Below are 23,071 nucleotides of genomic sequence, written 5' to 3' on the forward strand. Positions count from 1 at the left end.
GGATTTGGATCGAACGAATGACTGACACCCGCAACGGCGAGGACAACGGCAAGCTGCTCTATTGCTCCTTCTGTGGCAAAAGCCAGCATGAAGTACGCAAATTGATTGCCGGCCCCTCGGTCTTTATCTGCGACGAGTGCGTCGACCTGTGCAATGACATCATCCGCGAGGAGGTGCAGGAAGCACAGGCCGAAAGCAGCGCGCATAAATTGCCTTCGCCTAAAGAAATCAGCGGCATCCTTGATCAGTACGTGATTGGTCAGGAGCGTGCGAAAAAGGTTCTGGCCGTAGCGGTGTACAACCACTACAAGCGCCTGAACCAGCGTGACAAGAAGAATGACGACGTCGAACTCGGCAAGAGCAACATCTTGCTGATCGGCCCGACAGGCTCGGGTAAAACCCTGCTTGCCGAAACTCTGGCCCGTTTGCTGAACGTTCCGTTCACCATCGCCGACGCAACCACCCTCACCGAGGCGGGTTATGTAGGTGAAGATGTCGAGAACATCATTCAGAAGCTGCTGCAGAAGTGTGATTACGATGTGGAAAAAGCCCAGATGGGCATTGTCTATATCGATGAAATCGACAAGATTTCGCGCAAGTCTGACAACCCGTCGATCACCCGGGACGTTTCCGGTGAGGGCGTGCAGCAGGCCTTGCTCAAATTGATCGAAGGCACGGTCGCTTCCGTTCCGCCTCAGGGTGGTCGCAAGCATCCGCAGCAGGAATTCCTTCAGGTTGACACCCGTAACATCCTGTTCATCTGTGGTGGTGCATTCTCCGGCCTGGAAAAGGTTATTCAAAACCGTTCCACCAAGGGCGGCATCGGCTTCAATGCAGAAGTGCGCAGCAAGGAAGAAGGCAAGAAAGTCGGTGAATCCCTGCGTGAGGTCGAACCTGACGATTTGGTCAAGTTTGGATTGATCCCGGAATTCGTGGGTCGTCTGCCGGTACTTGCCACGCTGGACGAGCTTGATGAGGCGGCTTTGATGCAGATCCTCACGGAGCCGAAAAATGCTCTGACCAAGCAGTATGCCAAGCTGTTCGAGATGGAAGGCGTGGACCTTGAATTCCGGGCCGATGCTCTGAAATCGGTCGCGAAACGCGCGCTGGAACGAAAGACCGGCGCTCGAGGTCTGCGTTCGATTCTCGAAGGTGTATTGCTCGACACTATGTACGAAATCCCCTCTCAGTCTGAGGTGAGTAAAGTAGTGATCGATGAAAGCGTTATAGAAGGCAAGTCCAAGCCACTGTATATCTACGAAAACAGTGAGCCTGCTGCCAAGGCCGCGCCAGACGCTTAAGCGTCACGCAGCTGGAACAAAGAAGGGGCCTTCGGGCCCCTTTGCTTTTGTGGGACAGGTCAGTGCAGGCGTTGGCTTGCCAGCGCACGCGGGATGACGCCCGGCCTGAGTTTTCGATGTATCCTGACCCACAGGCGCTGCCGTAGGCAGCGATCGTTCAAGTCGCTCTTTTATCCGCTTGTTTTTTTCCAAACCAGCCCCCATCTTGGTTTCAAGCTTACTTCCATCTGTTTACGGCCTTATGGCCGCCGTAGAGGCGAAATCATGAAGACAACCATCGAATTGCCTCTCTTGCCATTGCGTGATGTCGTGGTTTATCCGCACATGGTTATCCCGCTGTTCGTGGGGCGCGAGAAATCCATCGAAGCCCTTGAGGCTGCGATGTCGGGCGACAAGCAGATCCTTCTGCTGGCCCAGAGAAACCCTGCTGACGACGATCCCGGCGAAGATGCACTTTATCGCGTTGGTACGATTGCGACCGTTCTGCAGCTGCTGAAGCTGCCTGACGGTACGGTTAAGGTTTTGGTCGAGGGCGAGCAGCGAGGTGCAGTGGAGCGCTTCAGCGAAGTCGACGGCCATTGCCGCGCCGAAGTCTCCTTGATCGATGAAGTTGAAGCACCCGAGCGCGAGTCTGAAGTGTTCGTGCGCAGCCTGCTGTCACAGTTCGAGCAATATGTGCAGTTGGGCAAGAAAGTCCCTGCTGAAGTCCTGTCGTCGCTCAACAGCATCGATGAACCTGGGCGCCTGGTCGACACCATGGCCGCGCACATGGCATTGAAGATCGAGCAAAAGCAGGAAATTCTCGAAATCATTGATTTGTCGGCCCGGGTCGAGCACGTTCTGGCCCTGCTGGATGCCGAGATCGATCTGCTGCAAGTCGAAAAACGCATACGCGGTCGCGTTAAAAAGCAAATGGAGCGCAGTCAGCGCGAGTACTACCTGAATGAGCAGATGAAGGCCATTCAGAAAGAGCTCGGCGACAGCGATGAAGGCCACAACGAAGTCGAGGAGCTGAAAAAGCGTATCGACGCCGCTGGTCTGCCGAAGGATGCGCTGGCCAAGGCTACGGCCGAACTGAACAAGCTCAAGCAAATGTCGCCGATGTCCGCGGAAGCGACCGTGGTGCGTTCTTATATCGACTGGCTGGTTCAGGTGCCGTGGAAGGCTCAGAGCAAAGTGCGTCTGGATCTGGCGCGCGCCGAAGACATTCTTGATGCCGATCACTATGGTCTGGAAGAAGTCAAAGAGCGGATTCTCGAATATCTCGCCGTACAAAAGCGCGTGAAGAAAATTCGTGGTCCCGTGTTGTGCCTGGTAGGTCCTCCTGGGGTGGGTAAAACCTCTCTAGCGGAGTCGATTGCACACGCCACTAACCGCAAATTCGTGCGCATGGCCCTCGGCGGTGTGCGTGATGAAGCGGAAATTCGTGGTCATCGCCGTACTTACATCGGTTCGATGCCAGGAAGATTGATTCAAAAGATGACAAAAGTGGGTGTCCGCAACCCGTTGTTCCTGCTCGATGAAATCGACAAGATGGGCAGCGATATGCGTGGTGACCCGGCGTCGGCGTTGCTGGAAGTGCTCGATCCCGAGCAGAACCACAATTTCAACGATCACTATCTGGAAGTCGATTACGACCTGTCCGACGTGATGTTCCTGTGCACTTCGAACTCCATGAACATTCCACCGGCACTGCTGGATCGGATGGAGGTGATTCGTCTGCCGGGCTACACCGAAGACGAGAAAATCAACATCGCCGTCAAATACCTTTCGCCGAAGCAGATTGCGGCCAATGGTTTGAAAAAAGGCGAGCTGGAATTCGACGCCGAAGCGATTCGCGACATTATCCGTTACTACACTCGCGAAGCCGGTGTGCGGGGGCTGGAGCGCCAGATTGCCAAGGTTTGCCGTAAGGCGGTCAAAGAGCATGCTCTGGAAAAACGCTTCTCGGTGAAGGTCACCGCAGACATGCTGGAGCACTTCCTGGGCGTGCGTAAATTCCGCTACGGCCTGGCTGAACAACAGGACCAGATCGGACAAGTCACCGGGTTGGCGTGGACTCAGGTGGGCGGTGAATTGCTGACGATCGAAGCTGCCGTCGTACCGGGTAAAGGCCAGTTGATCAAGACCGGTTCGCTGGGTGACGTGATGGTCGAGTCGATCACCGCTGCCTTGACCGTCGTCCGTAGCCGCGCGAAGAGCCTGGGGATTCCCCTCGACTTCCACGAGAAGCGTGACACGCATATCCACATGCCAGAAGGGGCGACCCCCAAGGACGGCCCTAGCGCCGGTGTGGGCATGTGTACGGCGCTGGTTTCGGCATTGACCGGTATCCCTGTGCGCGCGGACGTCGCCATGACCGGTGAAATTACATTGCGTGGTCAGGTACTGGCGATCGGTGGGTTGAAAGAAAAACTGTTGGCTGCTCACCGTGGCGGGATCAAGACTGTGATCATTCCTGAAGAGAATGTGCGCGATCTGAAGGAAATTCCTGACAATATCAAGCAAGATCTACAGATTAAACCGGTTAAATGGATTGACGAGGTCCTGCAAATTGCGCTGCAATACGCGCCGGAGCCCTTGCCGGATGTGGCTCCGGAGATAGTCGCGAAGGATGAAAAACGCGAGTCCGATTCTAAGGAAAGAATTAGCACGCATTAGTACGTATTTGCCTGGGGGGCTTCCTTGACAGCTTTTTAGAGCCCTTGTTATAAAGCGGCTCTTAAGTGTCTGTAGGCCATTCAGCACTCGTTTTTGCTTTCACCAAAAAACTTAGAATCATACTCAAATAGATATAAGGGGACTTAGAGTGAACAAGTCGGAACTGATTGATGCTATCGCTGCATCCGCTGATATCCCGAAAGCTGCTGCTGGCCGTGCGCTGGATGCTGTAATCGAATCCGTCACTGGCGCTCTCAAGGCTGGCGACTCTGTTGTTCTGGTAGGTTTCGGTACTTTCTCCGTAACCGATCGTCCAGCTCGCATTGGTCGTAACCCACAGACCGGTAAGACTCTGGAAATCGCAGCAGCCAAAAAACCAGGTTTCAAAGCCGGTAAAGCTCTGAAAGAAGCTGTCAACTAAGTTCGATTCAGGTTTTTGCCTATCCGGGTCGGGGTCATGCCTGACCTGGCAGCGGAGCGGTAGTCCAGTCGGCGAGATGCCGGTCCATGACGCCGAGGCTCGCAAGTTCGAGTCATCGGTCCGCTCCGCCAGTTACGAGAAGGCGCATCCTCGGATGCGCCTTTCTTCTATCCGGATTCTACCCACGCTCCACGGTTGCCTAATTTTGAAGTTCAACCGTTTATGGGGGACGCATGCTGCAGAATATCAGGGACAATTCACAAGGCTGGATTGCCAAGACCATTATCGGAGTCATTGTTGCATTGATGGCTTTGACCGGTTTCGACGCCATTTTCAAGGCCACGACGCACAACAATGAAGCGGCGAAGGTCAACGGCGAACAAATCAGCCAAAACGAGCTGAGCCAGGCGGTCGATATGCAACGCCGTCAACTCATGCAACAACTGGGCAAGGATTTCGATGCTTCCTTGCTCGACGAAAAAATGCTGCGTGAATCAGCGCTCAAGGGCTTGATTGACCGCAAACTGTTGCTGCAAGGCGCAGAGAGTTCAAAATTCGCCTTTTCCGAAGCAGCACTGGACCAGGTCATCCTGCAAACCCCTGAATTCCAGGTGGATGGCAAATTCAGTCCGGAGCGTTTTGATCAGGTCATTCGCCAGCTCGGTTACAGCCGTCTGCAATTCCGCCAGATGCTGGCTCAGGAAATGCTGATCGGTCAGTTGCGCGCCGGTGTGGCGGGCAGTGGTTTTGTCACCGATGCACAGGTCATGGCTTTCGCCCGTCTGGAAAAACAGACCCGCGATTTCGCTTCCCTGAACATCAAGGCTGATCCAGCGGCCGTGAAGCTGACTGACGATGAAGTCAAAGCCTATTACGACGAACACGCCAAGGAATTCATGACGCCAGATCAGGTAGTCATCGATTACCTCGAATTGAAGAAGGCTTCCTTCTTTGATCAGGTCAGCGTCAAGGACGAAGATCTGCAGGCGGCGTATCAGAAAGAAACCGCGAACCTGTCCGAGCAACGTCGGGCTGCGCACATTCTGATCGAAGTGAACGACAAGACTACCGAGGCGCAAGCCAAGGCCAAGATCGAAGAGATCCAGGCCCGTCTGGCCAAAGGCGAAAAATTCGAGGCGCTGGCCAAAGAGTTTTCCCAGGATCCTGGCTCGGCAAGCAATGGCGGTGATCTTGGCTACGCAGGTCCGGGTGTCTATGATCCGGCGTTCGAAAAAGCGCTGTACTCGTTGGCCAAGGACCAGGTTTCTGCGCCGGTTCGCACCGACTACGGTTTCCACCTGATCAAGCTGTTGGGTGTGGAGGCGCCGGAAGTGCCGACCTTCGCCAGCCTGAAAGACAAGCTGACCCGCGAACTGAAGGCCCAGCAGGTCGAACAACGTTTCGTGGAGGCGAGCAAGCAACTGGAAGACTCTTCGTTCGAGGCATCCGATCTGGCTCAGCCGGCGCAGGACCTGAAACTGACCGTTCACACCTCCAAGCCGTTTGGTCGTGAAGGTGGCGAGGGTGTTGCAGCCAACCGTGCCGTGGTGACCGCAGCGTTCAGCCCTGAAGTGCTGGACGAAGGAGCCAACAGCACCGCCATCGAGCTTGATCCTGAAACCGTGATCGTATTGCGCGCCAAGGAGCACTTGAAGCCTGCACAGCTGCCGCTGGAAAGCGTAGCTGGCCCGATCCGCGCGCAATTGGCCAAGGAGCATGCCAGTGCTGCCGCCAAGACCAAGGCTGAAGAGCTGATCGCCAGCCTGCGCGATGGCAAGACGCCACTGGACAAGGCGATCGACGGTCAGAACTGGAAAGTCACAGCCGCCGCGACTCGGGCTCAGGAAGGGGTTGACCCGGCCGTACTGCAAGCGCTGTTCCGTATGCCGAAGCCTGTCGCGAAAGACAAGCCGACCTTCAGTAGCGTGACTTTGCCTGATGGCAGCCTGATGATCGTGCGCCTGAACAGTGTGAACGAAGCCGCAACGCCGACCGAAGAAGAGAAGGCTCAATACCGTCGCTTCCTCGCTTCGCGCGTTGGACAGCAAGACTTTGCGGCTTACCGCAAGCAGCTGGAAAGCGAGGCGGACATCAAGCGTTTCTGATGCCTGACTGAGTTTTTGTGCTCATCAAGAACCCCGGCCGAAAGGTCGGGGTTTTTTGTTTGGGCAATTGTCATCAATCTTCCGGGATCTTTTGCCTAATATCGGGATCAACGGACCTGTATCTGTTTTAAGACACAATCGTTGCGCCGCTAAGCAACGATCTGTTGCACAATACGCCCCGAACCGATTTCCTCAGGATGTTCAATGTTTAAATCATTTCCCATGCGTGTTGCCGGGCTGGCGCTGGTGCTGGCCGCTGCGGCCGGGTGCTCGTCGAAGAAAGCCGCCATCTATGAGCATGAGAACTTCTCCGACTCCGGTACGTTTTCCCGTAACTATCCGGTGACAGATGCGCAATCCTGTGAAGCCGCCCGTCGGGCATTGCTTAGCCAGGGCTACATCATCACCAGCAGTGATCCGAAACTGGTCAGTGGCCACAAGAGCTTCCAGCAGACCGGTGAGACCCATATGGAGATCAGCTTCAGTGTGGTTTGCGCAGATGATGGCAGCGAAGGACACCATGCGACCATGTTCGCCAATGCCCTGCAGGACCGCTATGCATTGAAGAAGACCAACAACTCCGCCAGCCTCGGCGTCGGCGTCTTGGGCTCGGTGTCGATGCCAATAGGCTCGTCGGACGATTCGATGGTGAAGGTCGCCAGTGAGACCGTCTCGTCCGCCAAGTTCTATGAACGATTCTTCACCCTGGTCGAGCTGTTCCTGCCTCCAGAAGCCAAAAAGGCTGCGCATATCACCGAAAAACCGAAAACCGATCTGGGTGTGCCTGAAGCCAAGGCTGCTCCGGCTCCGTTAGCGGCAACCCCGGCTCCGGCAACCCCGGCTCCGGCAGTAGAACCGGCACCCGCAGCGACTCCGGCTCCTGTCGAAGCCACGCCAGCGGTCTCTGAACCGGTTGCGCCACCGCCTGAGGCGGCGCCTATCACGGCAGCTCAGAGCGAAGCGCCGGCAGCATCCACGGAAACCATCACGCCACCGACCCCTCCAAGTGACATGCCGCCGCCGACCGAGCCGATCCCGGCAATGCCAGTCACCGGCCAGTGATGGGCAACAGCGTTGCGGGATCGGAAACAGGCAAGCCGCTCCCGTAACGTCGTCAGACTTGACCCACGTCAACCCAGGCTGCCGTTTTGCAGCCTGCCTCAAAAAAAACGCTGATAAATTCCTGACCGCCTGCTACGTTTTATCCTACAGCGACGGAGTGTCGTGGCCGCGTCATTTTTCTTTCATGCGCGGACTTTATGCTCGGTTTGCTGGTCATTTGATCAGACGTTTTTTCAATGAGCCGGGGGAGACTGGACAATGGACGATTATCAGGAAGAGCTGCTCGAGTATCAGGCGTTTGAACTGGATCCACTGGAACCGGCCGAAGACGCTACCGAGCTGTAAGCGTCAGGCGGACTGGCGATGGCTGCGGCGAAATTCGCCGGGCGTCTGCCCGTTCCAGCGTTTGAAGGCGCGTTGAAAGGCTTCGGCTGAGGCAAAGCCGAGCAGGTAGGCGATTTCACCGAACGCCAGTTCGGTATCGCGTATGTAAGTCATGGCCAGATCGCGACGTGTGTCGTTGAGGATTGCGCGAAATTGCGTGCCTTCCTCGGCGAGTTTGCGACGCAAGGTCCAGGTAGGCAGCTTCAGGCGTGCCGCCACTTCTTCCAGGTCGGGTTCCCGGCCACCATTGAGCAAAGGCCCCAGCAGCTGAGTGATGCGTTCACGCAGGCTGCGGGTGCGTGTCAGTTGCTCCAGTTCCCGCTCACACAGTTGCAGCAAGTGCCGCCACGTACTTGGGCAATGTTCGGGATTACGCTGGGCAAGGCTCGCCAGGTTCAGGCGCAACTGATTGTGTTCGCAGCCGAACTGGATCGGACAGTCGCCCAGCACTTCATAGTCCGCGCGATAGTCGGGTGCTTCGAACTCGATCTCGATGCGTTCGGCACGCAGCGGGACGGTGCTTACACTGGATAATTGCTGTAACCATCCGGCGATGATCGAGTCCACCACGAAGCGGTTATAGGTGTTGTAAGGGCTGATGGAATAGAACCGCAACCAGGCACCCTGAGCGTCTTCGTGGAAGCTCGACTGCCCGCGATAGTTGGAACCATACAAGGCTTCAAAACGAATCAGACAACGTGCCGCTTCGCGTACCGTCGGCGCCTGGGCGGCGGTGACTCCGGCGAGACCGGCCTGACTCAGGCGACTGAACTGGCCCATGCGCAAGCCGAGCGCCGGGTTATCGGTCAGTTGGATGGCACTGTGGCCCAATCGCATGTAACGGGGGATCGAGAGCCGCGCACCCGCTTCGCCGAGACGAGAGGCATCAAGGCCGTATTGGTCCAGCAGAGGTTGCGGATCTACACCGTGGCTGCGCACCGCGTCGGCCAGGCTGTGAACAAAGCCCACCGACAGATCGCCCAGACGCATCGGAAGCGGTTTCATGCGCTACAACCAGAGGTTCAGCAGGCGTGCACCATGCGCGTTGGCGTTGATGAACTGCTGACCGTTGCTGCTGATGAAGCTTTGTCCGCTGCTGCCTTGATCCCAGAATTGCCCGCGCAGAAACACGCTGACGCCAGCCGTGGCCTGACTGGCCGGTGCCTGGGTAGTCAGGGTCAGGCGCTGCCAGGCCTGACCTTCGCTGAGCTCTCCTGGCTTGAGATTGACCGAGACCGGTGTCGACGAGCCCCGGAATCCTCGCCACGGCTGATCCCAGGTGCCACGCCCTGCCACAAAGGCTGGAACCGCTACCAGTTGCACGCTCTGATCATCGAGCTTGCGATAGTTTTCCGGATACCAGCTGTCGCGACCGATCAGCACACCCAGGCGTCCGGCCGGCGTATCGAAAGCATTGAGCGAATGTTCGCCGTTGGCCTTGATTCCGTCCTTCTCGGCAAACACCGAATGTATCTGGCGCTGCGGTTGTCCGATCGGCAGGCCATCGCGGCCAAACACGACGCTGCTGTTGTAAAGCGCACCGTGGCCGATTTTCAGGGTGCCGTCGATGACACTCGGCTCGGGCAATACAATGGAGCCTGCCACCAGTGTCACGTGGAATTCCTTCGCCAGCCCGCCAAACAGCGCCTGGTAATCCTTGGCCATGGCTTTGGCTTTCATGCGCAGGTGAGCATCGTCCAGGCGATTGCCGCCCTGGGCGCTGATCAACGCACGGACGAACTTCAAGGGGTTGCTCACGGCCAGCCAGTTCATGGCTTCCTTCAGCGTGGTGGCCTGGTACAACTCATCCTTCTCGCCGCTGACCATCAGCCAGGTGCCGACATGCTCCGGCAGGACCACGATGGTTTTCTCATTGAGCAGTCCCTGGTTCTTGGCTTTCTGCAAGTAGGCCGCGAGTTTGCGGTGCAGGCGTTCAGGGCTCTGGTAGTCAGTAGGAAACAGTTCAGGCTGGATGCCCAACAGATTGCCGCGATCGGCAGGTACGCCCTGATCGACGGCAAGGTTGATCCGCAAGTCCGAAAGGTAATGACCCACCGGGCGATCCGCAGCCCACATGGCGTAGGTCGTCAGGACGGCAATCAGCGCCATGGAGAGGGTCAGGTACAAAAGTTTGCGCATGGGGAAACAGTCAGGGGCGGTGAGCAGGGTTCATGGCTTTTCTTCGGGGTTCGACTCAAGGATAAAGCGAATCAAGGAGTCAGGGGGAAATTTCTGTTTTCCTTGATCTGTACTCAGAAGAGCGCGGATTTTGTCTGCGAATACCATTGGTGAGGGAAGCGGTAATAAAGTTGTTCAATTATCCCGGATATCGGGTCTTCTATACTGGCACAGTCCTGGTGTTAAGTAATTTTTCGCAGAGTTGCAGGTGGTTGAGCATTTTTATTTTGAACGATAATGCCCGTAATAATGTTCGTGAGGGCTTCTGTGAGCTGTGGTTTGGTGGTCGCGATGCTATACCACTGGGATTGCCCAAATAGAATTGTAATGATGGTGCTGGTCATCAGGCAGTGGTCGCCGCAGACGTTTCCTTGAACGCTGTAGTCAGCTGCGATAATTGGTCTTAGAACAGCCGAATATCTGTCTTTCAGCTGGATGAGGTGGGCTTTTTGTTCTTCATTGAGATTGCCAAATTCATGCGTAATCAACACCAGCTTGTGCTTTTCATTGAAGTGGAAGGCGACGAAGGCCTGGATGAAAGCGCGCAAGCGTTCGCGGGTGCTTCGTGCTCCTTTCATTCGACGCTCAGTATCGAGCAATAAATCCGATAAGCCGGACTCAATCAGTTCGAACAACAAGGACTGTTTGTTTTCGATGTGGTGATACAGCGATCCGGCGTGTAAGCCCAGGTAGCTCGCCAAATCTCGCAAACCGATGGCGTGAAAGCCGTGTACTGCGAAGAGTTTGCCCGCAGCGTCAAGTAGTCGATCACGGGCACTGTGTACCGGTTTGGTTGATGTAATCTCAATTGGCATGCCGATCTCTCAACTAATCAATGAGCGCCTGAGTCCTATAGAGTCAGCTTGTTCTTCGGGCGGCAGATTAATAGTATCCGCGATCCCAAGTTATTAGCGCTCTGTGTCGTGTCATTCTCAAATAACTCGTGCTGCAAGATTTATCCCGCGTGGCGATAGTCAGTTCTGGAAGCATGATTAGCGGTTCGCATCAGTAACAGCACCGCGCAAATCACTGGCAGATTCACCAAAAGCAGCGAATATCGCAGTGACTCCTGGCCAAGCAGAGGCAGCAACATGTCGCTGAACAAGCCGGTAATCAGCGGTCCGACGCCGACCCCGAGTAGCGTGCTGACGATAGTTTGCAAAGCCATTGCGGTTCCGCGTCGACCGGGCGGCACCAGTTGGGTAACGAGGTTGTACGAGGGGGCTACCCACCACACGGCGAAGAACGAATAGAGCGCGCACCAGAGCATGGCGTTTGGAATCGGCACATCGCCAAGGCGAACCAGTAGGGCGTCGGACCAGAGCAGATAGGGAACCAGTGCGCAGAGGGCCGCCAGGTGACCCATTATGGGGATCGAAACTTGCCAGTGTGGATTGTGCCGACACAGGCGGTCACTTAGCCACCCGCTGAAGATGCCGCCAAACCCGGCCGAGGTGCCACAGATGACCCCCGCCAGCAACCCGGCGTGTTGCAATGACAAGCCGTGGGAGCGCACCAGGAAACTGGTGTTCCACATGCCAATGGCGTAGGAGCTGAGCGTGGTCAGACCGCCTGCCAGGATCAGGCAGCGGTACGCTGGCAGTGCCCAAAGTTTGCGTGCTTCGGCGCCCATGCCCAGCAGCGCAGAAGGCTTTTGCGTGTGTGGCGTGAGGTCCCAACGACCGCGCAGCGGTTCCTTCGCAACGAGGGCCAGGATGGCGCAAAACACCAGTGCCGGCACGCCCAGGGCAATAAACCCACTGCGCCAGCCAAAGTGCTCGACCACCCAGGCTCCGAGACTTAAACCGATGATCGAGGAAAATGTGGGTGCCGCGGTGAAACAACTAATGGCGAAGGAGCGTCGTTGAGGTGGATACAGGTCGGCGATCAGTGAAAGCGAGGCCGAAGTCGTAGGCGATTCGCTGACTGCAACCAGCATTCGCGCAATGGCCAGCGCAAGGAAGCTGCCGGCCAGCCCGCAAGCCATTGTTGCCACGGCCCAGAGCAGGCAAGACATAGCCAACAGGCGAATGCGCGGCATGCGGTCCACCAACCGTCCGGCGGGCAGGCCCATCAGTGCATACATGGCTGCGAACGCCAGGCCAGAGATCAAACCGATGGCGGTGTCGCTGACGGCGAATTCGGATTTGATCGGCTCGACCATGACAGCGAGAATCTGTCGCCCGACAAAGTTGTCGGCAAACACCATAGCCAGCAACAACAGCAAACCGTGGTTGCCCCAGCCAACCCTGGCCGGAGGCAAGTTGCCTGCGCTGGCGGTCATCGCGGTGCCCACAGATCAGGCAAGCCTGGGTCACTCACGACGATCAACCGCTTGAGCAAGACCTTCAAGGCTTGTGCGTCGGCGGCACCGAGTTTGACCGAGAGGTCTTCCTCCACAGCCTTGGCCAGCGCCAGTTGATGCAATGAAACTTCGCGGCCCTGAGCCGTGAGCACAAAACGTAGCGATTGGGCCGGGCCCTCAAACGCTACCAGGCGCTGGCGTTCGAGAAAACGCATGCTGGCGAGCGAAACGACGCGGCCTGTGTAGTTTACAAAAGTATTGATTTCCTCAAGGGTCAGATTGTCCCGGATACACAAAATCGACAGAACAAAAAATGTCTGTTCGTCCAGTTGTTGACTGCTCAGCAACTGCCGCAGGGCATTGAGTGTCTGGTAATGTCCGCGCCCAAGCAGATAGCCGAGCAAATCCTCGGTGTAGCTGCAATCAGGCGGTGGCGGCGTGGTCGCCAGGCGCAGCTCGCTACGGGGTTTGCGTGTGGCCAGGGCGTATTGGCCGCTCTGGAATGCCAGCGGCGCCCGGTCGCTGTGATCGAAGGCCAGTACTTCGCCGACAAAAATCACATGGTCGCCACCTTCGTACTGGAACGCCGTGCGGCATTGGAAGCGAGCGGTGCAATCTTGTAGCAAGGGGGCTTCGCTGACGCCGCGATCCAGTGCGATTTCGGCGAACTTGTCCTCACCCTGAGTGGCGAAACGTCCCGACAGGGTCTCTTGCTCCGTGGACAGTACGTGCACGTTCCAATGCTTGCCGCTGCTGAATACCGGCAGGCTGCGCGCCTGCTTGGAGAGGCTCCAGAGTACCAGCGGCGGGTTGAGTGACACCGAGTTGAAGCTATTGGCGGTAATGCCCACGGGCGAGCCGTCTTCGGTCTGGGTGGTGATGATCGTGACGCCGGTGGTGAAGGTGCCAAGCGCGGCACGAAATGCCTGGGGATCGAAGCTGATGTTTTGCATTGCCATGACTGGCCTCATGGGGTGGAATTTTCGTATAGCCAGTATTGAGCGTTTGCAGGCGCTGAACATCGTCTCAACGGACTAACGCTAATGCAGGGCCTCGTCCGATTGGACGAGGCGGCACAGGTATTCGCGAGGCTAGGGTGGCGCCAGGCGCATCGGGCGCTCAATGGCCATCGAGCCAACCTGCAAGGGGATAACAATGAGTTCAGCCACGTCTTCCGTCCAAGATCTTTCCAGCCTGCTGGCGCGACAGAAAAGTGCCTTTGCCAGCGCTGGCAGTGTCAGCGCCGACACCCGCCGCCAGCGACTCCAGCAAGTAATCGAGCTGTTGGTCCAGAACCATGAAGCGTTGACCACGGCGATCGACCAGGATTTTGGTGGGCGGCCTGCCGGTTTTTCCCTGATGAACGACGTACTGGGCGCACTGGCTTCGCTCAAACATGCCCGCGACCATCTGCAGACATGGATGCAGGACGAACCGCGCCAGATGTTCCCCCCCTACGATCAACTCGGCGCCACGTCCTGGGTCATGCATCAGCCGAAGGGGACAGTGGGCATCCTCGGTACGTGGAATGCGCCGTTGTATACCTTGTTCAGCCCGCTGGCGTCGGCCCTGGCGGCCGGCAACCGCGCCATCCTGAAGCCTTCGGAAGTCGTACCACGTACGGCGGAACTGGTGGCGCGCCTGTGCGCCGAACACCTTGACCCATTGGTCGTGGCGGTGGTCAACGGTGGCCCGGAGCTGGGTGAAGCCTTCAGTAGCGAGCCTTTCGATCACCTGGTCTTCACCGGCAGTACGGCGATTGGCCGGCGGGTGATGGGCAATGCCGCGAAAAACCTGGTGCCGGTCACTTTGGAGTTGGGCGGCAAGTCGCCAGTGATCATCTCGCGCGGCGCCGACCTGAACAAAACCGCTTTCAACATTGCGGCGGGCAAGACGTGCAACGGTGGGCAGGTTTGTATCAATCCGGACCTGGTGTACGTGCCCAGGGACTCGCTCGAATCTTTCCTCAATGCGCTGCGCAGTGCCTATCGTGACTTCAACCCGACAGTGGCCGGAAACCCGGATATCGTGGCGGTGGTAAATCAGCGTCACCTTGACCGGGTCGAGGGACTGGTTCAGGACGCACAGTTGCGCGGTGCGCGCATCGAATGCCTGCCCGAACCCCTGGCCGTCGATGTCCAGGACCGTCGCCGGCCGTTGCGAGTGGTGGTTGATCCGGTTCCGGACAGCCTGATCATGCACGAAGAAATCTTTGGCCCGGCAGTCGTTGTACTGGGCTACGACGACCTCGACCAAGTCATCGCTGAAATCAACGGGAGGCCTCGTCCCCTGGCGCTGTACTACTTCGGCGAGGATGCGCAGGAGCAACGTCATCTGCTGGAGCATACCCTGTCAGGCGGGGTCACCATCAACGACGTGATGATGCATGCTGCCATGCACGATGCGCCGTTCGGCGGTGTCGGCGCCTCGGGCATGGGCCATTACCATGGCCGCGAAGGCTTTCTCGAATTCAGTCACATGCGCACGGTGTTCAAGGCTTCGGTCCACGACCCACGCCGCGAATGGGGTCTGTTGCCGCCTTATGGCGACCACTACCTGGCGGCCATGTTGGCCGCGGTCACTTGCGACTGATTCCAGTGTCGGGCGCCTTGCGCGCCCTTGTGCTGCATGAGACAGGCCATTGAAAATGTTCAAGGCAATTACTATCGCACAGCGCTTGTGGCTCTGGGCGTTGTTGGCCACGTTGTTGTTCGTTATGGCGGTATTGCTCGGTGCCTATGGTTTGCAGCAGGCACGCGACAGCCTGCGAGCGATCAACGAGGACAACCTGGCCACACTGTTGATGTTCGGTGACATCGAGCATCGACTTGGTGAAAGTCGTCGTCAGGTTCTGCTGGCGATCCAGCAGGATCCTGAAGGTCCGCTGGTGGCGGCGTTCGACCGTCCGGTGGAAACCACACTGAGCGCAATCGAGAGCAACGACAGGGCGATGACCGAGATCTGGTCGAGTTATCGCCAGCGTTCATTGACCCTTGAAGAGCAACAGGCGGCCGATGCGTTCGATAAACACTATCGGGCGTGGCTGGACGAGTTGGGCATCCTTCTGGAATCGTTTCGCGCCGGCGATTTTCGTCTGCCGGGCATTCTGTCGTTTCTGCGCATGGCCGAACCTGAAGGCAACGCCGCCGTGGCCGAGTTGAGCAAGTTGCAGGCCTTTCAGAAGGCCAGCGCGGCACAAGCCTACGAGGCGGCGCAGCAGCGCTATCGCTCGACGCTATTGGCCTACCTGGCGCTGGCCGTGGTGGGCGGGTTGGCGGGAAGCCTCACCGCGATTTCCACTTTGCGTCGTCTCAAGCGTGCCTTCGCCCAGGCCGGTGCGAGCGTGCGGGCCATCGCCAGCGGCGATCTGGTGCAACCGATCGAGATCAGGGGGGGCGATGAGTTCGCGCTAATGCTGCGCGACATCGCGCTGATGCGTGACAGTCTGCACGGGCTCATTTCACAAATGCGCGAGCTGGTGCAGCGGGTCAGTTGCGAAGCTGCGCACATGGCCGAATCGGCGGAGTTGGCCTCGACGGCCACCCAGCAACAGGCAGACGCGGTACTCGGGATTTCCAGGGCGGTGGAGGAGTTGTCGGGGTCGATCAGCGAAGTTGAAAACCATGTCGCGGTGTCCCGCGATATCACCCAGCATTCAGCGGGGCGCTCAGGCAAGAGCGAGGGCTTTATCCGCGACATGGCTCGGGAGATGAACCGTATCAGCGACGTGATCAGCGACACCGCCGTTCATATACGCGAGCTTGAAGGGTACTCCGGTGAGATCAGCCACGTGCTCAATGTGATTCGCAGCATTGCCGAGCAGACCAATCTCCTTGCACTGAACGCCGCCATCGAGGCTGCGCGGGCCGGCGAGGCGGGGCGCGGGTTTGCCGTGGTCGCCGACGAAGTGCGCCTGCTGGCCCAACGCACCGCCAGCTCCATTGGTGAAATCGACCACACCGTACAGCGTATTCAGGAAGGCACTTTGGCGGTGGTTGACGGCATGGGCCGGGTGGTCACCCGGGTGCGTGACGGCGTCAACCTGGCTCATGAGGCCGGCGATTCGGTGGCGCAAATTCGCAGTGGCACCGATGATGTGATCCGCAGCGTGGATACCATCGCCACGGTGATCACCGAGCAGGTGCGCGTGACCCGGGAAATGGTCACGCGGGTCGAGAGTGTCTCCAGCGGCACCGGTGCGCTGTCCGCCAGCGCCGGGCGCAGCGCGGTGGCCGCCTCGGATCTGGAACAATTGGCGCGGGCACTGGATCAGTTGTCCGCGCGCTTTAATGTCGCTTGAACATCTGTTTGCTCCATTTGATTACCGCAGCCCTTGTGGGAGCAAGTCTGCTCGCGGTGAGGCCAGAAAATTCAATATCCATGCTGGCCGATCTACCGTTTTGCGAGCAGGTTCGCTCCCACAAGGAGTAGGACCTCAACCCGTCAATAACCCACAACCAGGGCGCGATCACAATAATGGATAACAACGAAAACGCACCACTTAACTCCACCACCGGCTGGCCGCGTCGCAGTGTGCTCAAGGCTGGTGCGGTGACGCTCGGCGTCGGGCTTCTGGGGCGTTTTGCCGACGCCCGCGCGGCGGGACTTTCGGTCAGCGACTATCAGGCCATGGATGCCTGGGCCATGAGCCAGGCGATCCGCAGTGGCGAGCTGAGTGCCGAGGACCTGTTGGCGGCGGCGCTGGCCCGCTACAACGAGGTCAACCCCAAGGTCAATGCCGTGAACATGCTGCATGAAGCCTACGCTCGTACCTTGCTCGCCCAGCGCCGCGCTGCCGGTACCTACAACCAGGGCACCCTGGCTGGTGTGCCGCTGCTATTCAAGGACCTGAACACCACACTACAAGGCACGATAACCAGTAACGGTAGCCGGATGTTCAAGGACTCACCGCCCGCTGCCCGCACCAGCACCCTGATCAGCCGCTACGAGCAGGCCGGTGCGGTGCCGTTCGGCAAGACCGCGTCCCCCGAGTTCGGCTTGACCACCACCACCGAATCCCTGGCCTGGGGCCAGACTCGTAACCCGTGGAACCTGGCCATGAGCGCAGGCGGTTCCTCCGGTGGCTCGGCCGCTGCAGTGTCGGCGGGAATCGTTCCCGTGGCTCACGCCACCGATGGCGGTGGTTCGATCCGCATTCCAGCTTCCTACTGTGGCGTGGTCGGGCTCAAGCCCACCCGCTATCGCACCCCCAGCGGGCCACTGCATTTCGAAGGCTCGTTTGGTGCCAGCGCTGCCAATGTGGTGTCGCGCACGGTACGCGACACCGCGCTGTTCCTCGATGCCGGTCAGGGTCATGAGGCGGGCAGTGCCTATTGGTGCCCACCGTTGATTCGGCCTTATGTGGAAGAACTGCAACGCGATCCCGGCAAGTTGCGCGTGGCCGTGGTGCGCCAATCACTGACCGGAGCCCCTCTGGAACCGGCAATTGCCGCCACGCTGGAACAGACCATCAAGCAACTGCTGGCCCTTGGGCATGAACTCGACGAGTTGACGCTCAACGTCGATCCGCGCCAGTTGTTCGGTGCCCATGGCACGGCGCTCGGTACGGCATTGCGTGTGCAGATACGCGATCGTGAGCAGGTACTCGGACGGGCTGCCACGGCGCAGGATCTGGAGAAGATTACCTTGGTCAACCTCGAGCGTTCGAAAGCCACCAGCGGCGAGGACCTGTACCGCGCGCGGCAGGCGTTCGAGAGTATCAGTGCGACGATGGAGCGGCATTTCGAACGCTACGACGTGATCCTGTCACCGGTCACGGGCAGCCTGACTCCAAAGCTGGGTCTGTTGTCGCTTGACCAGTCTTGGGACAGCTACGCCCATCAGGCCATGGGCAGCGCCGGTTTCACCGTGATCGCCAATGTCAGCGGCCAGCCGGCGATCTCGCTGCCGCTGGGTCAAAGCGACAATGATCTGCCGGTGGGCATGATGTTCACTGCCCGCCTGGGGGGCGAAGACGTACTGCTGCGTCTGGCCAGCCAACTGGAACAGGCCCACCCGTGGGTCTCGAGGCGCGCCACTGTGTAACCCCGCACCTTGATGGGGCCGAGCCTGCTGGCGAAGACTGGCGACATTCGACATCACTGTCGACAGGTCCGCCGCTATCGCGAGCAGGCTTGTTCGAGCGATGTCCAGATGATCTGCATGGACTGTGCATAGCCAGGCAGCCCTAGTCCACTTTGACGATGAGTCCATCCCCCCGCAGCCCTGATCATGGGCTGCACTCCGCCAGCGCATCTGCTGCGTCGTCGGCGGTTTTTTTCTGACCTCAGCTAATGGCATAACAACAATGACGGCTCAAGTTCAGTCTCAGACCCACTACGACGTGATCGTCGTCGGTTCGGGCGCAGGTGCGTTGACCTCGGCGGTGTTCCTCGCCGACCAGGGCTTCAGCGTACTGGTGGTGGAGAAAAGCAACCAGTACGGCGGCACCTCGGCGATCTCCGGGGGCGGTATCTGGATCCCCAACAACCACTACTTCGCTCGCATGAGCGGCAACGACAGCTACGCCACGGCGCTGACCTACCTGAAGGCGGCGGCGGGCGAGCATGTCGATGAAGTGCGCCTGCGTGCCTACCTGGACAATGCGCCGAAGATGATCGAACAGCTCACCCGGGTCAGCCGCGTGCGTTACGCGGTCGCGGCCAAATACCCTGATTACTATCCGCATCTGCCGGGTTCCCTTGCCGGTGGGCGAACCCTCGATCCGGAGTTTTTCGACACCAGCCTGTTGGGCGAGGAGTTGGCGAACCTGCGCAAGCCATCACCCTCAACCCTGCTGATGGGGTGCATTGCCTGGACGGCGCGTGATGCCCACAAGGTCATGGCCCGAAGTTTTGGCTGGCGCCTGCTGATCATGAAGCTGATGCTGCGCTACAAGCTGGACTTCAAGTGGCGACGCAAAAGCAAGATTGATCGTCGCGCATCCCTGGGCAGTTCCTTGGTGGCCTCGTTGCGTCGCTCGCTGATGGACCGCAATGTACCGCTTTGGCTCAACACCGATTTTTCCGGGTTGGTTACCGACAACGGACGGGTCACCGGCATCACCGTGCTGCGTGATGGCAGTGAGCGGCAACTGCATGCGCGCCACGGGGTAATCCTGGCCTCGGGTGGCTTTGAACAAAATCAGGTACTGCGCGACCGGTACTTGCCAAAGCCGAGCCGCAGGGCCTGGAGTGCGACACCGCCGGGCAACAACACCGGCGCTGCGCTGATTGCCGGCATGGATCAAGGCGCGGCCACCGCGTTGATGGATTGGGCCTGGTGGGCGCCGACCATTGCCGTGCCTGGGGAAGAAAAGCCCCGAGGGATCTTCGCCGAGCGCGCGTTCCCCGGCGCAATCGTGGTCAACGGCCTGGGTCAGCGCTTTGTCAACGAAGCGGCACCGTACCTCGAATTCGTCGACGCGATGCATCAGGACAACGAGAAAACCGGCGGAAGATCGGTGCCGGCCTGGGTGATCTTCGACGCCAGTTTCCGCTTCAACTACGCCATGGGCCCGTTGATGCCCGGCCAGATCATGCCCGACAGCCGCTTGCGCAAGGAGTGGCTCAACACGCTGTACTGGAAGGCAGACACCCTGGCTGACCTGGCCCGCCAGATCGGCGTCGACAGCGCCGGACTGGAAAGCACTGTCTCCAGGATCAACGGCTACGCGGACTCCGGGGTGGACCTCGACTTTGCCCGTGGCGGCAATGTCTTTGACCGTTACTACGGCGATAGCAACGTCAAGCCCAACCCATGCCTGGCGCCGCTGCGAAAAGGCCCGTATTACGCCATGCGCCTGGATGCCGGTGACATCGGCACCAAGGGTGGACTGTTGACCAATGAGCACGCACAAGTGGTGCGCGAAGACGGCACGGCCATCACCGGGTTGTACGCCATTGGCAATTGCTCTGCGTCGGTGATGGGCACCAGCTATCCGGGGGCGGGTGGCACCCTGGGGCCAGCAATGACCTTCGGCTATGTCGCCGCCAACCACTTGGCCAGCCAACGTTAGGAGCGTGTATGTCAATGTCCGATAATATTCCCGGCACTGAAGTACTGCCGCCCTTGCAGGTTGCGGATGGCAACAGCGTGGCATGGGACCAGCAATGCGATGTGCTGGTCGTCGGCTGGGGCGCGGCCGGTGCCTGTGCGGCACTGGAGGCTCGCGCTCAGGGCGCCGACGTGCTGATCGCCGACCGCTTCACTGGCGGCGGTGCCAGCAGCAAGAGTGGCGGGGTGGTGTACGCCGGTGGCGGCACTCGTCATCAACAGGCGGCGGGTTTCAACGACAGCCCCCAAGCGATGTTCGATTATCTCAAGCATGAAACCCAGGGCGTAGTCAGTGATGATACGTTGCGGCGTTTCTGTGACGACAGCGTGGGCAATCTCGAGTGGCTGGAAAGCCACGGCGTGCCCTATGCCCACCAAATGCCACCGGGAGGGGGAAAGACCTCGTACCCGCCCGATGGCTACTTTCTCTATTACTCGGGTAACGAATTGGTGCCTGACCACGGCGGCTCCTTGCCTGCGTCACCACGGGGTCATCGTACCGTGGGCAAGGGGCAGGGTGGCGCGGTGCTCTATGCCCATCTCAAGGCTGCGTGCCTTAAGGCCGGTGTGAGGCCGCTGTTGCAGGCGGCGGCGCGACGACTGGTGATCGATCCTCAGGGGCGGGTACTGGGTGTCGAGTTTTGGTGTATTCCCGAAGGCAGCAAGGAGGCGCAGTTACACGCACGGCTGGCCGCGCGCGCTGAACGATTGCAGAACTTCGCGCCTGGCTATTGCAACAGACTGCGCCAGAAGGTCTGCCAACTCGAGCGGGATCTGGCCCGGCCACGACGGGTGCGAGCGCGCAACGGAGTGATCCTGAGTACCGGCGGTTTCATCTTCAATCGCCAGATGATTCAACAGCATGCGCCGAAGTTCCAGCGCAACTTCAAGGTCGGTGCCACTGGCTGCGATGGCAGTGGCTTGCGCCTGGGCGCCAGTGTCGGTGGCCAGGGTTGCGGGCTTGAGCGGGTATCGGCGTGGCGCTTCCTCAATCCGCCCTACAGTTGGCACAAAGGCATCGTGGTCAATCGTGAGGGTCAGCGCTTCTGTAATGAAGAAGTCTACGGTGCCACCCTGGGTCAACCGTTGATGGAAGAGCAGGGCGGCAAAGCCTGGCTGGTACTGGATGCGCCTTTGCGCAAGAAGGCCATTCGCGAGGCGCTGTTCGGTGGTTACTGGTGGTTCCAGAGTTTTCCAGCCTTGGCGCTGATGCTGTTCAACGTGCGCAAAGGCAAGAGTCTGAATGAGTTGGCCACTGCAACTTCCATGGACCCGACCGTGCTGCGTGCCTCGGTGCTGGCTGCCAACGCTGCCGCCCGTGGCGAGGCGCCGGATGCTTTCGGCAAATCCGAGGGTGGGCGCCAAGTGCTTGAGCAGGGGCCGTTTTATGCCTGCGACATTTCCGTGACCAATCCAGTCTTTCCACTGGGGGCCCTGTCACTTGGCGGATTGCGGGTGGATGAGCTCAGCGGTGCTGTGCTGGACGAGCAGGGCCAGGCCATCGAGGGCTTGTACGCGGCTGGACGCAGTGCCTTGGGGATTCCTTCGCACTTGTACATCAGTGGCCTGTCCCTGGCCGACTGTGTGTTCTCCGGCCGTCGTGCCGGTGCCGCCGTTGCGCGCCTGCAGAACCAGCAACCCCAAACGATCCAAACACTCGAGATGACATGATGACCCTCAATCAACACAACAAAAACGGACGGGTGCACGGCAAGGTCGCGCTGGTCACCGGCGGCGCCAAAGGTATCGGTGCTGCCAGCGTGCGACTGCTGGCGGCCGAAGGTGCCCAGGTGCTGATCAGTGACCTGGACGTTGAGGCGGGCCAGGCCCTGGCGGCGGAAATCGGGTCGAGCGCAGCCTTTATCCGCCACGACGTCAGCAATGAAGACGAGTGGCGTCAAGTCATTGGTCATGTGCGCGAGCGCTACGGTCGTCTGGACGTGCTGGTCAATAACGCCGGTATCCTGATCTGCGGCTCGATTGAGGAAACCAGCCTGACCGACTGGCACAAGGTCATGCGAGTCAATGCCGACAGTGTGTTCCTGGGCTGCCGTGAAGGCCTGGCGTTAATGAAGGACAGCGGTGGTTCGATCATCAACCTGTCTTCCATCGCGGCGCTTGCCGGGCGTGACGACTACACGGCTTACAGCGCCTCCAAGGGGGCTGTGGCGGCATTGTCGCGTTCGGTCGCGGTGCTTTGCCGTCGACGCAAGTACCGTATCCGCTGCAACACTCTGCACCCGGATGGCGTACTCACCGACATGACCCGTGGCGGCTTCCCCGAAGGCGTAGACCCGAATCGCCTGACCATCGACAGCGATCCGATGAACCGCATGTGCCGTCCCGAGGACGTGGCGGCCAGCGTGCTATTCCTCGCGAGCGACGAGTCCCGGGCGATCAATGGTGTCGAATTGCGCATTGATGGCGGGCAGATGGTGATGAGTATCTAAACCCTCGCTCCCACACAGCACCACTAATGAAATGGCTATCCCCTCACACCCTGTGATCGCTCTCTAAGCTTTCACAGGGTGTCTTTCGGAGGCCATTGCCATGAACAACGTAACTATTGTCGCCATCGATCTGGGAAAACATACCTTTC

16 protein-coding genes are annotated in these 23,071 nt (G+C 59.0%); 11 read left to right on the forward strand and 5 right to left on the reverse strand.

Annotation, left to right across the window (positions count from 1 at the left end; genetic code table 11):
• The first annotated feature begins 17 nt into the window (after positions 1 to 17).
• The 5 genes from clpX (at position 18) to F7R06_RS10185 (ending at position 7,550) form a co-directional block, all read left to right on the forward strand.
• Positions 18 to 1,301 carry an ATP-dependent Clp protease ATP-binding subunit ClpX gene (gene clpX / locus F7R06_RS10165; protein WP_007946893.1) on the forward strand — a complete coding sequence of 428 codons (1,284 nt, stop codon included), beginning with the start codon at positions 18 to 20 and terminating at the stop codon, positions 1,299 to 1,301.
• A gap of 264 nt (positions 1,302 to 1,565) precedes the next feature.
• Positions 1,566 to 3,962 carry an endopeptidase La gene (gene lon / locus F7R06_RS10170; RefSeq protein WP_090323734.1) on the forward strand — a complete coding sequence of 799 codons (2,397 nt, stop codon included), beginning with the start codon at positions 1,566 to 1,568 and terminating at the stop codon, positions 3,960 to 3,962.
• A gap of 148 nt (positions 3,963 to 4,110) precedes the next feature.
• A complete protein-coding gene (locus F7R06_RS10175; RefSeq protein ID WP_002552737.1) occupies positions 4,111 to 4,383 on the forward strand; it encodes an HU family DNA-binding protein in 273 nt (90 codons plus the stop codon).
• Between the two features lie 233 nt (positions 4,384 to 4,616).
• Positions 4,617 to 6,488 carry a SurA N-terminal domain-containing protein gene (locus F7R06_RS10180; protein WP_090323732.1) on the forward strand — a complete coding sequence of 624 codons (1,872 nt, stop codon included), beginning with the start codon at positions 4,617 to 4,619 and terminating at the stop codon, positions 6,486 to 6,488.
• Positions 6,489 to 6,692: 204 nt separating this feature from the next.
• Positions 6,693 to 7,550 (forward strand): DUF2242 domain-containing protein, encoded by an 858-nt coding sequence (locus F7R06_RS10185; protein WP_090323730.1) that lies wholly within the window; start codon positions 6,693 to 6,695, stop codon positions 7,548 to 7,550.
• 348 nt (positions 7,551 to 7,898) lie between these two features.
• Here F7R06_RS10185 and F7R06_RS10190 read toward each other — a convergent pair whose 3' ends face one another.
• The 5 genes from F7R06_RS10190 to F7R06_RS10210 form a co-directional block, all read right to left on the reverse strand.
• Complete coding sequence (locus tag F7R06_RS10190) at positions 7,899 to 8,939, reverse strand: AraC family transcriptional regulator (protein WP_090323728.1); 1,041 nt, start codon at positions 8,937 to 8,939, stop codon at positions 7,899 to 7,901.
• 3 nt (positions 8,940 to 8,942) lie between these two features.
• Positions 8,943 to 10,073 carry a carbon-nitrogen hydrolase family protein gene (locus F7R06_RS10195; protein WP_090323726.1) on the reverse strand — a complete coding sequence of 377 codons (1,131 nt, stop codon included), beginning with the start codon at positions 10,071 to 10,073 and terminating at the stop codon, positions 8,943 to 8,945.
• A 221-nt stretch (positions 10,074 to 10,294) separates the two neighbouring features.
• Positions 10,295 to 10,927, reverse strand: coding sequence for a TetR/AcrR family transcriptional regulator (locus tag F7R06_RS10200; RefSeq protein ID WP_090323725.1), 633 nt, complete (start codon positions 10,925 to 10,927; stop codon positions 10,295 to 10,297).
• Positions 10,928 to 11,067: 140 nt separating this feature from the next.
• Complete coding sequence (locus F7R06_RS10205) at positions 11,068 to 12,396, reverse strand: spinster family MFS transporter (protein ID WP_090327454.1); 1,329 nt, start codon at positions 12,394 to 12,396, stop codon at positions 11,068 to 11,070.
• A complete protein-coding gene (locus F7R06_RS10210; protein WP_090323723.1) occupies positions 12,393 to 13,376 on the reverse strand; it encodes a flavin reductase family protein in 984 nt (327 codons plus the stop codon). Before F7R06_RS10210 ends, F7R06_RS10205 begins: the two co-directional genes overlap by 4 nt.
• A 163-nt stretch (positions 13,377 to 13,539) precedes the next feature.
• On the opposite strand from F7R06_RS10210, the gene F7R06_RS10215 reads away from it, so the two are divergent.
• The 6 genes from F7R06_RS10215 to F7R06_RS10240 all read left to right on the forward strand — a co-directional run bounded on the left by F7R06_RS10215 (position 13,540) and on the right by F7R06_RS10240 (position 22,922).
• On the forward strand, positions 13,540 to 15,009 hold the full coding sequence (locus F7R06_RS10215; RefSeq protein ID WP_090323722.1) for a coniferyl aldehyde dehydrogenase: 1,470 nt from the start codon (positions 13,540 to 13,542) through the stop codon (positions 15,007 to 15,009).
• Positions 15,010 to 15,064: 55 nt separating this feature from the next.
• On the forward strand, positions 15,065 to 16,717 hold the full coding sequence (locus F7R06_RS10220; protein WP_090323720.1) for a methyl-accepting chemotaxis protein: 1,653 nt from the start codon (positions 15,065 to 15,067) through the stop codon (positions 16,715 to 16,717).
• 176 nt (positions 16,718 to 16,893) lie between these two features.
• Positions 16,894 to 18,462 carry an amidase gene (locus F7R06_RS10225; RefSeq protein WP_090323719.1) on the forward strand — a complete coding sequence of 523 codons (1,569 nt, stop codon included), beginning with the start codon at positions 16,894 to 16,896 and terminating at the stop codon, positions 18,460 to 18,462.
• Positions 18,463 to 18,724: 262 nt separating this feature from the next.
• The gene (locus F7R06_RS10230; protein ID WP_090323717.1) at positions 18,725 to 20,434 is read left to right on the forward strand and encodes an FAD-binding protein; all 1,710 of its coding nucleotides are present in this window, start codon (positions 18,725 to 18,727) and stop codon (positions 20,432 to 20,434) included.
• An 8-nt stretch (positions 20,435 to 20,442) separates the two neighbouring features.
• On the forward strand, positions 20,443 to 22,143 hold the full coding sequence (locus tag F7R06_RS10235; RefSeq protein WP_090323715.1) for an FAD-binding protein: 1,701 nt from the start codon (positions 20,443 to 20,445) through the stop codon (positions 22,141 to 22,143).
• Entirely contained in the window at positions 22,140 to 22,922 is a 783-nt protein-coding gene (locus tag F7R06_RS10240; protein WP_090323714.1) for an SDR family oxidoreductase, read from the forward strand. Before F7R06_RS10235 ends, F7R06_RS10240 begins: the two co-directional genes overlap by 4 nt.
• Positions 22,923 to 23,071 lie beyond the last annotated feature (149 nt).

The organism is Pseudomonas moorei, assembly GCF_008801475.1.
Lineage (GTDB): Bacteria > Pseudomonadota > Gammaproteobacteria > Pseudomonadales > Pseudomonadaceae > Aquipseudomonas > Aquipseudomonas moorei.

Excerpts from the sequence above, each read along its gene's own strand:
- F7R06_RS10180 (WP_090323732.1), top strand. The coding sequence starts at position 4,617 with ATGCTGCAGAATATCAGGGACAATTCACAAGGCTGGATTGCCAAGACC.
- lon (WP_090323734.1), top strand. The coding sequence starts at position 1,566 with ATGAAGACAACCATCGAATTGCCTCTCTTGCCATTGCGTGATGTCGTG.
- F7R06_RS10200 (WP_090323725.1), bottom strand. The coding sequence starts at position 10,927 with ATGCCAATTGAGATTACATCAACCAAACCGGTACACAGTGCCCGTGAT.
- clpX (WP_007946893.1), top strand. The coding sequence starts at position 18 with ATGACTGACACCCGCAACGGCGAGGACAACGGCAAGCTGCTCTATTGC.
- F7R06_RS10220 (WP_090323720.1), top strand. The coding sequence starts at position 15,065 with ATGTTCAAGGCAATTACTATCGCACAGCGCTTGTGGCTCTGGGCGTTG.
- F7R06_RS10235 (WP_090323715.1), top strand. The coding sequence starts at position 20,443 with ATGTCAATGTCCGATAATATTCCCGGCACTGAAGTACTGCCGCCCTTG.
- F7R06_RS10205 (WP_090327454.1), bottom strand. The coding sequence starts at position 12,396 with ATGACCGCCAGCGCAGGCAACTTGCCTCCGGCCAGGGTTGGCTGGGGC.
- F7R06_RS10210 (WP_090323723.1), bottom strand. The coding sequence starts at position 13,376 with ATGGCAATGCAAAACATCAGCTTCGATCCCCAGGCATTTCGTGCCGCG.
- F7R06_RS10195 (WP_090323726.1), bottom strand. The coding sequence starts at position 10,073 with ATGCGCAAACTTTTGTACCTGACCCTCTCCATGGCGCTGATTGCCGTC.
- F7R06_RS10185 (WP_090323730.1), top strand. The coding sequence starts at position 6,693 with ATGTTTAAATCATTTCCCATGCGTGTTGCCGGGCTGGCGCTGGTGCTG.
- F7R06_RS10215 (WP_090323722.1), top strand. The coding sequence starts at position 13,540 with ATGGCCATCGAGCCAACCTGCAAGGGGATAACAATGAGTTCAGCCACG.
- F7R06_RS10230 (WP_090323717.1), top strand. The coding sequence starts at position 18,725 with ATGACGGCTCAAGTTCAGTCTCAGACCCACTACGACGTGATCGTCGTC.
- F7R06_RS10225 (WP_090323719.1), top strand. The coding sequence starts at position 16,894 with ATGGATAACAACGAAAACGCACCACTTAACTCCACCACCGGCTGGCCG.
- F7R06_RS10190 (WP_090323728.1), bottom strand. The coding sequence starts at position 8,939 with ATGAAACCGCTTCCGATGCGTCTGGGCGATCTGTCGGTGGGCTTTGTT.
- F7R06_RS10240 (WP_090323714.1), top strand. The coding sequence starts at position 22,140 with ATGATGACCCTCAATCAACACAACAAAAACGGACGGGTGCACGGCAAG.